The sequence below is a fragment of the Pseudomonas sp. MWU16-30322 genome (assembly GCF_020515535.1).
GTDB classification, from domain to species: domain Bacteria; phylum Pseudomonadota; class Gammaproteobacteria; order Pseudomonadales; family Pseudomonadaceae; genus Aquipseudomonas; species Aquipseudomonas fluorescens_H.
This window is the reverse complement of record NZ_JAIWYL010000004.1, coordinates 395,391-408,543: the sequence shown is the minus strand read 5'-3', so window position 1 is coordinate 408,543 and position 13,153 is coordinate 395,391. Positions and strand designations below refer to the sequence as shown.

Below are 13,153 nucleotides of genomic sequence, written 5' to 3'. Positions count from 1 at the left end.
AAATATCGCGGACGAGCAAAAGCAAAGATCGCAGCCCCGTCAGCTCGTGTAGGAGCTGCCGAAGGCTGCGATCTTTTGCAGGCGCCCCCCATTCAGGGGGCAGCCATGGAATCAGGCCTGACGCTGGTGCTTGTCGATCTGCTCGTGACGCTCTTGAGCTTCGATGCAGTACTTGGTGGTCGGGCTGATCAGCAGGCGCTTCAGGCCGATGGCCTCGCCGCTGTCGTCGCACCAGCCAAAGCTGTCTTCCTTGATGCGCTCAAGGGCTTGTTCCAGTTGCGGCAGCATGCGCTGGTCGCGATCGATCGCGTTCACCAGCCAGGTGCGCTCTTCTTCAACCGAAGCCGCGTCCGCCGGGTCGGCCGGAGTGTCCAGGCTTTCGATGGCGATACGGTTTTGCTCAATGCGCTCGTGGGTTTCGACTTTCATGTTCTGCAACAGCTCAGTGAAGAAAGCGTGTTGCTCGGCATTCATGTAGTCATCTGCCGGCATCGCCAGCAACTTGTCCTTTGTCATTGATATCTCTATAAAAAAACGTGCATTAAGGCGAAATAGGGAGCGTTCCGGCGAACCGTGTCCGGTCGACGAAAAGGCATCGTTTATTGCAAACGCCACCCGGCACTCAATTTACGAAGGGGCGGCAGTCTAAGGCCCGTTTGAGGCCTCAGCAACTGTAAATACCGGGAATTTGTCCGACAACACCTCTAAACAGCTCTGACACAGGCGTCATGGCGGTCATCGGAGTGCGTTTATAGCAAGAAATTCAGTCGAGCGGCTGTATATAGAAGACAAACGGCTAACCGAGCGGCAGTTGGTCGCATTTTTTTCAGCCATGCCGCCCGCGCAGTGCATCGTTTCAGCTGCGCAGGCGCCGAAAATCTCCCCTGCCAACTGTCCGCACCCCGCCTATCATCAGGCACACCGCAAATAACTGTGGCGAGGGAGCTTGCTCCCGCTGGGGCGCGAAGCGGCCCTTGCTCTTCAACTTTAAAAAGCAGTGGGCCTGCTTCGCAGTCGAGCGGGAGCAAGCTCCCTCGCCACAGTGTGATTTGATCAGCCCGAAGGATAACTTATGCCCCGCCCCGATCTGCCGGCCAACGACGAGCGCCCCCTCGCCAGCCCCCCGATCAATGCCGAGCGTCTGCTGCAACTGATCACCGACGAATACGACACCCTGCCGCGCCAACTCAAGCGCATCGCCAGCTACATGAGCCAGCAAAGCGACCGGATCATGGTCGATCGCATCAGCGACATTGCGCGGGAATGCGAGGTGCATCCGTCCGCCATCGTGCGCTTCTCGCAGCGCTTCGGCTTCAGCGGCTTCAGCCAAATGCAGGCGCTGTTCCGCAGCGCCTACACCCATAAAGCCTCGCCAGTGCAGAACTACCAGCAACGCATCCGCAGCATGATCGCCAACCAGTCGCAGCCGGCCAGCGACGGCGACCTCGCCCGCGAATGCATCGACGCCACCCGCTCCGGCATCGAACGCCTGGGCCGCGAACTCGACGACGTCGCGTTCGAGAAAGCCGTCGACCTGATCGTCAACGCCGACAACATCTATGTCGTCGGCGTGCGCCGCTCCTTCGCCGTCGCCGACTACCTCGTTTACAACTTGCAACACACTCACAAGCGCATTCACCTGGTTTCTGGTCTTGGCGGCAGTTATCGCGAGCAGATGCGCAGCGTACGTAGCGGTGATTTGGTGATCGCCATCAGCTTCACCCCCTATGCCAAGGAAACCCAACACTGCCTGCGCTACGCCCGCCAGCAACAGGCCAACACCCTGATCCTCACCGACAGCCAGCTCTCGCCTTTGGCCAAAAACGCCAACAGCCTGTTGCTGGTCAATGAGGGCAGCGCGCTGGCGTTCCGTTCGCTGAGTGCGACCTTGTGTTTGTGTCAGGCGTTGTTCGTGGCGGTGGCGTATCGGCTGGAATTGAATGTGGACGAGATTCACGAACAAGCCGGTTTTGACGACTGACATTTGCCTCAGGCTCGGCTAGGTTATGCCTTCCCACCGGTTCGACTTGAAGGAACGCGTCATGAAACTGATCGGCATGCTGGACTCCCCTTACGTGCGCCGCGTGGCAATCTCCGCCAAACGCCTCGGCATCGACCTCGAACATGAATCGGTCTCGGTGTTCCGCCACTTCGAGCAATTCCAGCAGATCAACCCGGTGGTCAAGGCGCCCACGCTGATCCTCGATGACGGCGTGGTCCTGATGGACTCCACCCTCATCCTCGACTACCTCGAAGCCGCCAGCGGCAAAAGCCTGCTGCCGACCGACCTCAAACAACGCGCCCACGCCCTGCGCCTGATCGGCCTCAGCCTCGCCGCCTGCGAAAAAGCCGTGCAGCTCTATTACGAACGCAACCTGCGCCCGGCCGACATTCAATACCAGCCGTGGGTCGAACGCGTCGAAGGCCAACTCGCCGCCGCCTTCACCGCCCTCGAACAGGAACAGGAAAAAACCGGCCTGCCCACCGACGGCACCCTCACCCAGGCCGGCATCAGCCTCGCCGTCGCCTGGAGCTTCACCGACCTCGTCGTCCCCGACCAGATCGACACCCGCCGCTACCCGCACATCGCCCAATACACCGCCTACGCCGAAACCCTCGAAGCGTTCGTCAGCACCCCGATGACCTGACCATGAGCACCACCGACACCGCCGCCCCGGCGTTAAAGGAAATCTTCAACGCCGAACGCCTGCAACACATCGCCAGCGAAATGAGCGCCGTCTACCCGGCGTTCAAGGCCAAGGCGTTTCTCAAGCACGCCAACCAAGGGCTGGCGGAATTGTCGGTGATGCAACGCATGGCCCGCGTCAGCGAAAGCCTGCACGCCGTGCTGCCGCTGGACTACGAAGATTCCCTCGAAGTCCTGCGCGAACTCGCCCCCCGCCTCAACAGCGGATTCGTCAGCATGTGCCTGCCGCACTACGTCGCCAGCTACGGCGGCCACGCGTTCGATACCTCCATGCAAGCACTGAAATACTTCACCACCTTCGGCTCCTCCGAATTCGCCATCCGCCACTTCCTGCGCAGCGACCTCGAACGCTCACTGGAACTCATGCACGACTGGACCCAAGACCAAAACCACCACATCCGCCGCCTCGCCAGCGAAGGCACCCGCCCTCGCCTGCCCTGGTCATTCCGCCTGGAAGCCGTGCAAGCCAACCCGCAACTGACCGCCGGAATACTGGATAGGTTGAAAGCCGACGAGAGTTTGTACGTACGCAAGTCCGTGGCGAACCATCTGAATGACGTGACCAAGGAACACCCGGAGTGGGTGCTGGACACGATTGAAGGCTGGCCACTGGAGAACAAACACACGGCGTGGATTGCCAAGCATGCGCTGCGCAGTTTGATCAAACAGGGAGACCTGCGTGCGCTGACGGTGATTGGTGCGGGGGCCAAGGCTGAGGTGGAGTTGCTGGACGTGCGGGTTGAGCCGGCGGTGGTGAGGTTGGGTGAGGCGATTACGTTGTCGTTTACGGTGAAGTCGACGGTGGCGCATGAGCAGCGATTGGCGATTGATTATGCGATTGACTATGTGAAGGCGAATGGCGGGGTTTCGGGGAAGGTTTTCAAGTTGAAGACGGTGGTGTTGGCGGGGTTTGGGGAAGTGATTGTGGGGAGGCGGCAGGTGATTAAGGATTTTACGACGCGGAAGCATTTTTTGGGGCGGCATGGGGTTAGGGTTTTGGTTAATGGGGAGGTTTTGGGGAGTGCTGCGTTCGATATCGTCGCTGATTGATACCACGAACGGATTCCGTTGATCTGGCAGTGCTCGGACTGATAGGGAATTTCTGATGGGGCTGCTTTCGGCCAATAGCGGTCGTTTGAGACAGACAGCTTTCGGCCAGAAGCAGACGCCCCAGAAGGACTGAAGTAGGATCGTAAGACGCTCGCTACGCAATCTTCATCCATGTCACCTTCTGCATTGTTTTTCCTCGCCGTCGCGCTAATCTGAGTTCATCCAGAGCCCAGCACATAAGGGATTTCATCCATAGGAGCAACAATGTCAAAACCTCGTGTCTTCATCGGCTCATCCGTTGAGGGGCTCAGTGTCGCCTATCCGGTACAGCAGAACTTATTGCACGAAGCGGAAGTCACCATCTGGGACCAAGGCGTTTTTGAGTTATCTCAAACTACGATGGAGAGTTTGACTAAAGTCCTCTCGGAAAGTGACTTTGCTATATTCGTATTTTCGCCGGACGATTTGATCCGGATTAGAAATTTAACTGCACCTGCAGTAAGGGACAATGTACTTTTTGAGTTCGGCCTTTTCATCGGCAAACTGGGACGAGAGCGAGTATTTTTCATTCTGCCATCGGATGGTGATCTACATATCCCTACTGATCTTTTAGGAGTTACGCCTGGTAGATATGAGTCAACACGCGAAGATGGCAGCATGCAGGCGGCTACCGGCTCTGTGTGCTACCAAATCCGGCTCCAGATGAAGAAGCTCGGGATTGCTCCTGGTCGGATTATCGTAGAGGAAAGCACAGAAGGCGGCGTAGTAGAGGATTTGGAAAGACGCGATTGGTTATTCGACTTTGTGGAAGAAAAGTATGATCAAGCCAAGGCTACGCTCCAGAGTGAAGTAGAGAGCATATCGGGAGAAGCTGCGCTTACCAGAAAAGCTTGGATTCTTTACTGCGAGTTCAAGCTAAGCAACGATGACAACATCGATGCATTAATAAACTACGCCAACGAGCACTTTGAGTTCTCAGGTGTTCAGTCCATTGTCGCAACATTCCTTCGCTGGGAAGGCAACGCCAGCAAAGCAATCGAACTCTTGTCTGCCGTCCAGGAAAAAAGGCCGAAGGATTCCGAAATTGCTATGGCGCTTGCGCTGTGTCATTCGGATGAAACTGACAGTGCTAATGCAATCGCTGAACTGCAGCGTATTGGACCGGATGATTTTCCTGAAGTAGCCATCCGTTTGGCTGAGACCCTTGAGCGAGAGGAAAACACGAACGAAGCTTTGTCAGTTGTTCTGCGTTGCTACGCGAAGCACCCAAGCCACAAGGGGCTTCGATTCAAGTACGCCCGCTTGGCTCAGGAGCTTGGCCAAGACCATATTGGGGCGCACTTACTTGATCGCCTGACATATGAGGACCCAAGCTCAATTGAATATTGGGGATATCTTGGAAACTCCTGTCTCCAACTCGATCTATACGATAAAGCGCTATACTCCTATCGTAGAGCAGAAAAGCTAATGAATGCAGAGAGCCCTTCGCAGTGGATAACCGCTAACATAGGTAACTTGCTGATTAATAAAGACCTGCCAACTGAGGCATGTGAATACTTGGAGCGTGCAGTCAAGTTTGAGCCTCACTCTGAGTACGGCCATGAACGATTAGCTTCTGCGTTAAGAAAAAAGGCTTCCGAGGCTAAAGAGTTCAGGAAGAAATGCACCGAAGGACAACGCCAGGTGCGTGAAGCGATAACGAACGCTCTCAATCCTTCGACTATTGACTCCGATGCCCCGCGCGGCCTGTTGAGCAACTTGCTTCTGACTAGCCCACCTCCCTCAAAATGACTGCTCTGGGTCGATTGCTGCTCTCCTGATTGACCGCAATTGGCCGATTACCGTCGCCCACGATTGACTGCTTTCGGCCAGAAGCGGTCAGTCATGACCGGCTGTTATCAACCCATAGCTGCCGATGGCGCTCAGACATGAGTCGCCCAAGAGCGTGGGAGTATCGCGGACCTGATATAGCAAGCCCAATAGCACTGAGCTTATGATGGTGCATCAATTTTCAGGGACGACCAAATGTATAGCGCGTACAAACCCATGCGGAATTTTGCCGCCAAATTGAATCGTATCGAGTCCCTCATAAAAATCTGGAGTTTTTTCGGAAACATCGAGCATGACAAACCCTTACCTTTGCAGTTCGCTCGAATGAATAAGCTCGGTAAGGCCTCCCTAAAGGACATAGTGCATCCTTGGGAGCTAGATATTCTAACGCGTGAGATTATTCTGCACGCCGATGGTAGTAACTCGAAGGATCTCTACAATACAGGCCACTTGGCAGCTGCCATCAATATAATTCGGCGAATATCAGACAGTCAGAACAGTACAGATCTTCAAAGAACGATCTACCAAGAGTTACAGCGCGGCTACCAGCAACAAGTGCTCTGGCGTACTAACGTGCACCTGATGCTTGCCCGTCATTTGAAAATTTACAACACGCCGGATCTCGCGGCTGTTCTTATGAAAGGCACTACTCTTTCTATAAAGCAGTTTTATCTATTAGGGGTGTCGATATCCGGTCACTTCCTCACTAAGTATGCGTACAACCTAAAGCAGGATTACACAGCGTTTGGAATAAGCGATGAGCAGCGTGATGTTTTTCTAGAAAAGGTGGTGCTTAACTTTGAGGACCTAAAGACTCGGACACTCAGCGCGCAGGAGTACAACGAAAACTGGTCCTACACTATTAATCCCCTTATAAGCACTCCACTGATTGTCATCGATCAAGCTTCTCCTAATACCGTAATTTGCCCCATTCCTTTTTACTTGATGTATAGGTTTTCGGAGGGGCTCTTTTTTGATATAGCTAAAATCCAAGGTTACGAGCAAGCGTACGGCGATGCTTTTGAGGATTACGTATATGACGTCAGCAACATTTTGAATGCGGGATGTGAATCTGGATTTTCAGTCAATATAGCCAAGCCTGAGCCGTACAACATCGGGAAAAACGCAAAGCATGGGATTGATTTACTCGTTTATGACACGACTGGAGCAATTCTCGTCGAGTGCAAGTCCAAACGACTAAGCCTCAAAGCTCGCTACCAATTGGAGAGTCAAGCCTTGTATAGCGAGATAGATGTTTTGGCTCGATATGTCGTTCAGAATTACAAGAACCTTGAGGACATCACCAATGGATACACAGGGTGGCAACCTGGGGACCGATCTCTTTTTCCGGTGATCGTGACTCTTGTCAGTTGGAACCTTTTTGGTCCAAAGGCCTATGAAAGGCTCGAAGAGTCCGTGCTCAGTCTGTTGGACAAGGCCAAAATTTCTCGCGACGTTGTGGACTTGTATCCATACACCGTCATGTCGGTAGAGGAATACGAAATAGCCTTTCAAGTAATCACACAGGTAGGGGTAAAAGAGTTCTTTAGCAAAAGGGCGAGCGAAAACCAGAAGGGATGGATGGTAATGCCATTCATCCAAACGAACTTCCCCAAAGAGTTAGAAGCCTGTCGCAACGATTATTTGAATTTTGTATTAGGCGACCTGGTAGAGGAAATTCGTGCGGGTATCTAGGCACTGGCGAAAAGGGAGGTCAAGAAAGAAAAGTCGCTGCCATTCTGACTGGCTGAATCGCCCCCTGGTTTAAAAAACAATGTTGAGCGACTGCTTCTGGCCGGTAGCGGTCGCCTTAGAACGTCCGCTTCTGGCCGAGGCTGTGTAAAAACCTTTTTGAGCGCGACAGGTACTCAAAACCGGACTGTAAATGGCGCTTCTACGCGAAATCCACATCTGCTGACGTGCTGATAATTTCAGATTTAACGTAGACGCGCGCATTTCAATTTTGGCGAAGCGTTTTTACACGCTCTGGGCCGAAAGCGGACATTCATTGAGCTCAGCATTGACGCGGTAGCTGTCAAAAAGGTGACTCGCAAAGACAACGATGAACGACAGCCAAGAGAAGTGTCGCCTACCAACTTCCATACGGAATGCCGTACTTTTCGACATATCGCTTAGCCTTCTCACTTACCGGATAGGCATAACGACCACCGTGCTTCCCTTGTTCCGGCCCCACAGGCTCTATCTCTCCTTGACCGCGAGAAATCTCAACCGGATTTCGACATGAATCTCTAACCCATGTTTTGAGCACGCCGCCCGGAGCGAGCCCCACGTAAAGTGACGCCATAAAGCGAGCAGTTTTCTCCGGTGTTTCCGGGCAGCGCTGGTGTGTTGACTTCACCATCAGTTGCCTGCCCTCTTCCGGAATTTCGATGAAGCCTTTGTAGGTTTTTTGCTCTGTTATGGATTGCCAGCGGACAAAGATCAGTTTTGGAAGATCGGCGCCCGTCACAGGTCTCCCGCTCCCCGACACGGTTCCCCAACCACGAGCAGATTCCGTGCTGATATCGGGCTCTCCGCTGGCTGCAGTGCTCTTGCCAGCTCTAAAGAAGACTTTGTTATTGATGTCTTGGACGGAGCTGTCCTCTACCCATACCTTCATGTAATTCGGCTGAACGAACACTAATTCCCACCATGGATATTTAGGGTCATTTTCGCCTGTTTCTGGGCCACTGCTTTGGCAGCCGGACAACAATAAAGCGCCCAGCAGTGCAATCGTTGCTTTCATTACAAATGATCCATTCAAGTAGTTGTCACGACTACCAACTTCCATATGGAATGCCGTACTTGTCGATATACCGCTTAGCCTTTTCACTCACAGGATAGGCGTACCGCCCTTCGTTCTTACCCTGGCTCGGCCCCAGTGGCTCAATTTCCGCCTGTGCTCGCGCGACCTTGACTGGGTGATGACATGAGTCTCTTACCCAAACCTGCACAACACCGCCGGGAGCCAGACCGAGATAAACCGATGCCATGAATCTTGCTTGCCGATCGGGAGTTCGCGGGCAGCGCTGATTGACGGACGTCACCATCAACTGCCTGGCCTCTTCCGGAATATCTACCCATGCTTGCCAGGTTTTCTGTTCGACGATTGATTGCCATCGAACGTATATGCGGACGGGAAGACCGGCCCCGACCACTCGCTTTCCGCTGCCATCAACGATGGACCATCCACGGGCTGACTCGGTGCCATCTTCAGGCTCTCCCCCAGCAGCGGTGCCGCCGCCGGTTTTGTAGAAAATCCTGTTGTTAACGTCTTGAACAGAACTGTTTTCAACCCAAACCTCCATGTAGTCCGGCTCAATGAACGCCAGCTCCCACCATTCGGACTTCGGGTCATTTTTGGCTGAGAGTGGATCAGTTGCTTGGCACCCTGTGAGCAGCAAAACGCAAAGTATCGTTATGAGTTGTTTCATTGGCTTAAGGATTACCAACTCCCGTAAGGGATGCCGAATTTATCGATATACCGCTTGGACTTTTCGCCGACGGGATATGCATAGCGCCCTTGGTTCTTACCTTGACCAGGCCCTAGCGGTTCAATCTCTGCCTGTGCTCTAGCGACCTTGACAGGACGATGGCACGAGTCCCGAACAAAGACTTGTACAACGCCCCCGGGTGCCAACCCCAGATAAATAGATGCGCTATAGCTGGCCTGTTCCTCCGGTGTTTCCGGGCAGCGCTGACTGACCGATTGCGCCATCAGTTGCCTCGCCTCTTCAGGCACGTCCACCCATACCTTATAGGTCTGCGGCTCGACAATGGATTGCCAGCGCACGTAAATGCGTTTGGGCAAGCCAGCGCCAATCACTGGTTTCGCAGCCGCGCCTACCGCATGCCAACCGCGCGCGGACTCTTTGCCATTCTCTGGCTCTCCACCAGCGGCAGTGCCTCCTCCCGTCCGCGTGAATAGCTTGCCGTTTATGTCTTCGGCGGCACTGTCCTCAACCCAGACCTTCATGTAATAGGGTTCGGTGAACGCAAGCTCCCACGATTCGGATTTCGGGTCGTTTTTTACGGATAGCGGATAGGCAGACTGGCAACCGCTCAGGAACAACACGCATACCGCCACAATGCATAGCTTCATTGGTTTACCGTTTACCAACTCCCATAAGGGATGCCGAATTTCTCGATATACCGCTTGGACTTTTCGCTGACGGGATACGCGTAGCGCCCTTGGTTCTTACCTTGACTAGGGCCTAGTGGCTCAACCTCTGCTTGTGCTCTGGCGACTTTGACAGGATGGTGGCATGAGTTTCGAACCCAGACTTGCACGACACCACCGGGCGCTAGGCCCAAGTAGAGAGACGCGTTATAGCGCCCCTCTTGTTCAGGTGTTTTGGCGCAGCGCTGATTGACGGACTCGAGCATGAGTTGTCTGGCTTCCTCTGGGATATCTACCCAGACCTTGTACGTTTGCGGTTCAACAATGGATTGCCAACGGACATAAATCCTTTTGGGAAGATCAGCACCAACAACACTTTTTCCGGTGCTGCCCACTCCGTGCCAGCCTCGCGCCGATTCTGTTCCGTCTTCAGGTTGACCCCCTGACGCCGATCCACCTCCGGTGCGCAGGAACGTTCTCCCTTTAATGTCGTCGACCGAGGTGTCCTCAACCCAGACTTTCATGTAGTTGGGCTCGGTAAAGCCTAATTCCCACCAAGGAGATTTGGGGTCGTTTTTGGCTGATAGCGGATCAATTGGCTGGCAGCCGCTAATCAATAGGGCACAAAGCATCGTTGGAAATCTTTTCATCAGGCGACGATTACCAACTCCCATACGGAATACCGTATTTGTCGATATAGCGCTTGGCCTTTTCACTCACAGGGTAGGCATAACGACCACCGTTTTTCCCCCGCTCCGGACCCAGCGGGTCGATTTCGCCTTGCGCTCTAGCAACCTTGATTGGTCGGTGGCATGAATCCCTCACCCACACCTGAACAACACCACCCGGAGCGAGCCCCAAATAAACTGAAGCCATGTAACGCGCTGTTCTTCCAGGCCTTTCCGGGCATCGTTGATTTGTGGAGGTCACCATTATTTGTCTGGCCTCCTCAGGAATATCCACCCACGCTTGCCAAGTTTTCTGCTCGACGATTGATTGCCATCGGACATAAATGCGAATGGGTAGATCGGCACCCACTACTCTTTTTCCGCTGCCTCCCACTCCTGTCCAGCCGCGGGCAGACTCAGTACCGTCTTCAGGTTCTCCGCCAGCAGCAGTCCCCCCGCCGGTTCTGAAGAAGACTCTGCCGGTAATATCTTGCACCGAACTGTCTTCCACCCAAACCTTCATGTAATCGGGTTCAGTGAAAGCCAGTTCCCACCATTCGGATTTAGGATCATTTTTGGCTGAGAGCGGATCAACAGACTGGCAACCGGTCATGAACAAAGTAAGAAGTAAGGTGACGATTAGTTTCATTACCAGAGAGTCCAGTCAGGTACATGGGGATGTTGCACACGAATCATGTCTTCGGTGGGTGCGTTGATGTAGACGGCTCGGATACCACTGCCATCCCTTCTTCCAAGTGGATGATTCCAGTTAGCGGACATATGAATGTATTTCAACTTCAGCAATTTCTCCTCATCCTGAGTCGTGCTGTAGTCACCCGCCACAAATCGATCACACAGTGCCTGCAGTTCTGAGGGCACCGCCAGAGCGGCCGTTCCGGGAATCTCGTTGAATCGAACGCCCTTTTCCTTTGCGAGGCTATACATCACTCGCAGGTACACCCTCGACAAAAGGCCGCTCACAGGACGTTTGAGTTGTACGGCGGCATAAACACGCTTCCTGCGAGGGCTGAGCCGATCTTGTTGATCTACAGGTAGGAGAAGCGCCTCAGGAGTAACAATCTCCAGCATGTCTTCAGACCAGCCTTTGGAGACCCACTGATTTTTCAAAGACACAGCATCCCGGTAGATGGACGTGGTAGATACATCGGTAAACTGCGAGACCTCAAGCGTTTGCATCGGACTGACGAGTACACACTCCTCAACCTCATCGCGGTAGCCACCACCAATATCGGAATGCACACCTGGAAGAGTGATTTCCAGGTGATCGGCTTTGACGCGACTCAATGCAAAGTTGGCCCGATACTCATCACGCGCGGACAACTGAACGACATCAGTAAAAAAACGACGGTCCAGGTAGAGCTTGATGCCCGTGGCGACTGAACTCTTTACATTCCCCAGATTGGACCAGCCAGCAATCGAAGGCACGGTGTCGAACAGACCAATGAATCCCATATTGATACTGCTTTTGTACTGGTCAATAAAGGTTCGACTGAAGTCACTCGCATTGCTGCGGAATATATTCCCTAAGGGGCCCTGTTTTCCGCGAACGACTTCATTTGCAAAGTGCCGTGCGGCCGCAGCGCCTCGGCTGAAGCCGAACGTATCGAAAGTCAGAGACGTGATTTCACTGTTTGGATTGTTATCCAGAACATCTTCAATACGCGATTTGATCTCTTCAAAAGAGTGCTGGACACGTCCCGCAACACCCGTATCACCTCGACCTGTGCCAGCGCCGAATTTACTGTCCTCTTCACCTGACCGGGTACCGATCCCCTCGACGTAAATCATGCGGAATGCTTGCTTGTGCGAACCATCGCCCTCCGCCTTCTGAGGTGCGAAATAGAGCTCACTCAGTTTTTGCACATTGCTGATGTCGTTGGCGTAGCTGCTATCCGGATCACTCATGTACGGCTTGCAACTGGCATCGATATCTTGCGGCGCAATGGGATGATGAGCACCGCAGAACAACCCCGCTGCAGAGTTGTTTGCGTTGTTGCCAGTACCATCAAAGAACACACCAATCCTCAACGCAATGCCGATTTTCTCAGGCTCGCGCGTAGGTTCTTTCCCGTGCTTCTCATACTCAGCCCAACGCTGGGCATGAATATCGACGGGTTTGGCTTCTTCGTAGCGGTAGTTTTTCGGGGGGTTGGGAACGTAGCCACTCAATCCTTGATTCCTTGTTCTGATCCTTGAAGAACGGGCCGAAGGGTGCCAGCCGAGGCTTGGGGGCGCAAGGCGTGGCCCTGTGCCAGCGCGGTTGAGACCGTGTGGTGCGACGAGGGTTCGGGCTCGTCGCACCGGGTGGTCAGTGGGCGATTTCGACGTTGTCGAGGGCCTGGTTTACGGCGAGTTCGCCGAGCATGACGACCTGGGCGATGCCCAGTGCGGTTTTGCGGTGGGAGGTGTCGAGCATGGCGGCGAAGTTGTTGAGCATTTCGCTGGCGGAGCCGAGGGTTTCGCTGGCGTTGGCGAGCAGGGATTCGGTGTCGCACTTCGGGTTGGCGAGGTACATGGGTTCGGGTTTGTGCGGGCTGGCCATGATTTGGGTGGCCGGGGACAGGTAATGGTCGAGGGCGCGTTCGGCGGCTTCGTGAAGTTTTTTGGAATCGAGGGATTCGTAGGGCGATGCGAGGTCGGTTTCTGGCGGGCTGGGTGTTGGTTTGATCATGGTGAAACTCCTAGTTATTGAAGAGGAGCCTTCACCTTCGCTACCAAACGAAGGGTGGCGGCCACACGCGGGTTGGTAGACCGGTA

13 protein-coding genes are annotated in these 13,153 nt (G+C 53.9%); 5 read left to right on the top strand and 8 right to left on the bottom strand.

Translation table 11 applies throughout. The features are described from left to right. Positions 1 to 111: 111 nt before the first annotated feature. Positions 112 to 516, bottom strand: coding sequence for a TraR/DksA family transcriptional regulator (locus LCH64_RS10520; protein WP_003225981.1), 405 nt, complete (start codon positions 514 to 516; stop codon positions 112 to 114). 556 nt (positions 517 to 1,072) lie between these two features. Between LCH64_RS10520 and LCH64_RS10515 the strand changes: the two genes are divergently transcribed. From LCH64_RS10515 to LCH64_RS10495, 5 genes are all read left to right on the top strand, one after another. Continuing rightward, entirely contained in the window at positions 1,073 to 1,981 is a 909-nt protein-coding gene (locus LCH64_RS10515) for a MurR/RpiR family transcriptional regulator (RefSeq protein ID WP_226500193.1), read from the top strand. 61 nt (positions 1,982 to 2,042) lie between these two features. Continuing rightward, a complete protein-coding gene (locus tag LCH64_RS10510) occupies positions 2,043 to 2,648 on the top strand; it encodes a glutathione S-transferase (protein ID WP_226500192.1) in 606 nt (201 codons plus the stop codon). A 2-nt stretch (positions 2,649 to 2,650) separates the two neighbouring features. After that, positions 2,651 to 3,757, top strand: coding sequence for a DNA alkylation repair protein (locus LCH64_RS10505; protein ID WP_226500191.1), 1,107 nt, complete (start codon positions 2,651 to 2,653; stop codon positions 3,755 to 3,757). 264 nt (positions 3,758 to 4,021) lie between these two features. Next, positions 4,022 to 5,548, top strand: coding sequence for a nucleotide-binding protein (locus LCH64_RS10500; RefSeq protein ID WP_226500190.1), 1,527 nt, complete (start codon positions 4,022 to 4,024; stop codon positions 5,546 to 5,548). 234 nt (positions 5,549 to 5,782) lie between these two features. Further along, positions 5,783 to 7,282 carry a hypothetical protein gene (locus LCH64_RS10495; protein WP_226500189.1) on the top strand — a complete coding sequence of 500 codons (1,500 nt, stop codon included), beginning with the start codon at positions 5,783 to 5,785 and terminating at the stop codon, positions 7,280 to 7,282. A gap of 394 nt (positions 7,283 to 7,676) precedes the next feature. Here the strand turns inward: LCH64_RS10495 and LCH64_RS10490 are convergent, their stop codons facing one another. From LCH64_RS10490 to LCH64_RS10460, 7 genes are all read right to left on the bottom strand, one after another. Next, positions 7,677 to 8,333 carry a DUF2931 family protein gene (locus tag LCH64_RS10490; RefSeq protein ID WP_226500188.1) on the bottom strand — a complete coding sequence of 219 codons (657 nt, stop codon included), beginning with the start codon at positions 8,331 to 8,333 and terminating at the stop codon, positions 7,677 to 7,679. Positions 8,334 to 8,364: 31 nt separating this feature from the next. Next, a complete protein-coding gene (locus tag LCH64_RS10485) occupies positions 8,365 to 9,021 on the bottom strand; it encodes a DUF2931 family protein (protein WP_226500187.1) in 657 nt (218 codons plus the stop codon). 11 nt (positions 9,022 to 9,032) lie between these two features. Beyond that, on the bottom strand, positions 9,033 to 9,689 hold the full coding sequence (locus LCH64_RS10480; RefSeq protein ID WP_226500186.1) for a DUF2931 family protein: 657 nt from the start codon (positions 9,687 to 9,689) through the stop codon (positions 9,033 to 9,035). 11 nt (positions 9,690 to 9,700) lie between these two features. After that, positions 9,701 to 10,357, bottom strand: coding sequence for a DUF2931 family protein (locus LCH64_RS10475; protein ID WP_226500282.1), 657 nt, complete (start codon positions 10,355 to 10,357; stop codon positions 9,701 to 9,703). 10 nt (positions 10,358 to 10,367) lie between these two features. Further along, positions 10,368 to 11,024: a DUF2931 family protein gene (locus LCH64_RS10470; protein WP_226500185.1), complete on the bottom strand. Its 657-nt coding sequence runs from the start codon at positions 11,022 to 11,024 to the stop codon at positions 10,368 to 10,370. Then, complete coding sequence (locus tag LCH64_RS10465; protein WP_226500184.1) at positions 11,024 to 12,565, bottom strand: DUF2235 domain-containing protein; 1,542 nt, start codon at positions 12,563 to 12,565, stop codon at positions 11,024 to 11,026. The genes LCH64_RS10470 and LCH64_RS10465 overlap by 1 nt, the downstream gene beginning before the upstream one ends. A 139-nt stretch (positions 12,566 to 12,704) precedes the next feature. Continuing rightward, entirely contained in the window at positions 12,705 to 13,067 is a 363-nt protein-coding gene (locus LCH64_RS10460) for a DUF6124 family protein (RefSeq protein ID WP_226500183.1), read from the bottom strand. Between the last annotated feature and the right edge of the window lie 86 nt (positions 13,068 to 13,153).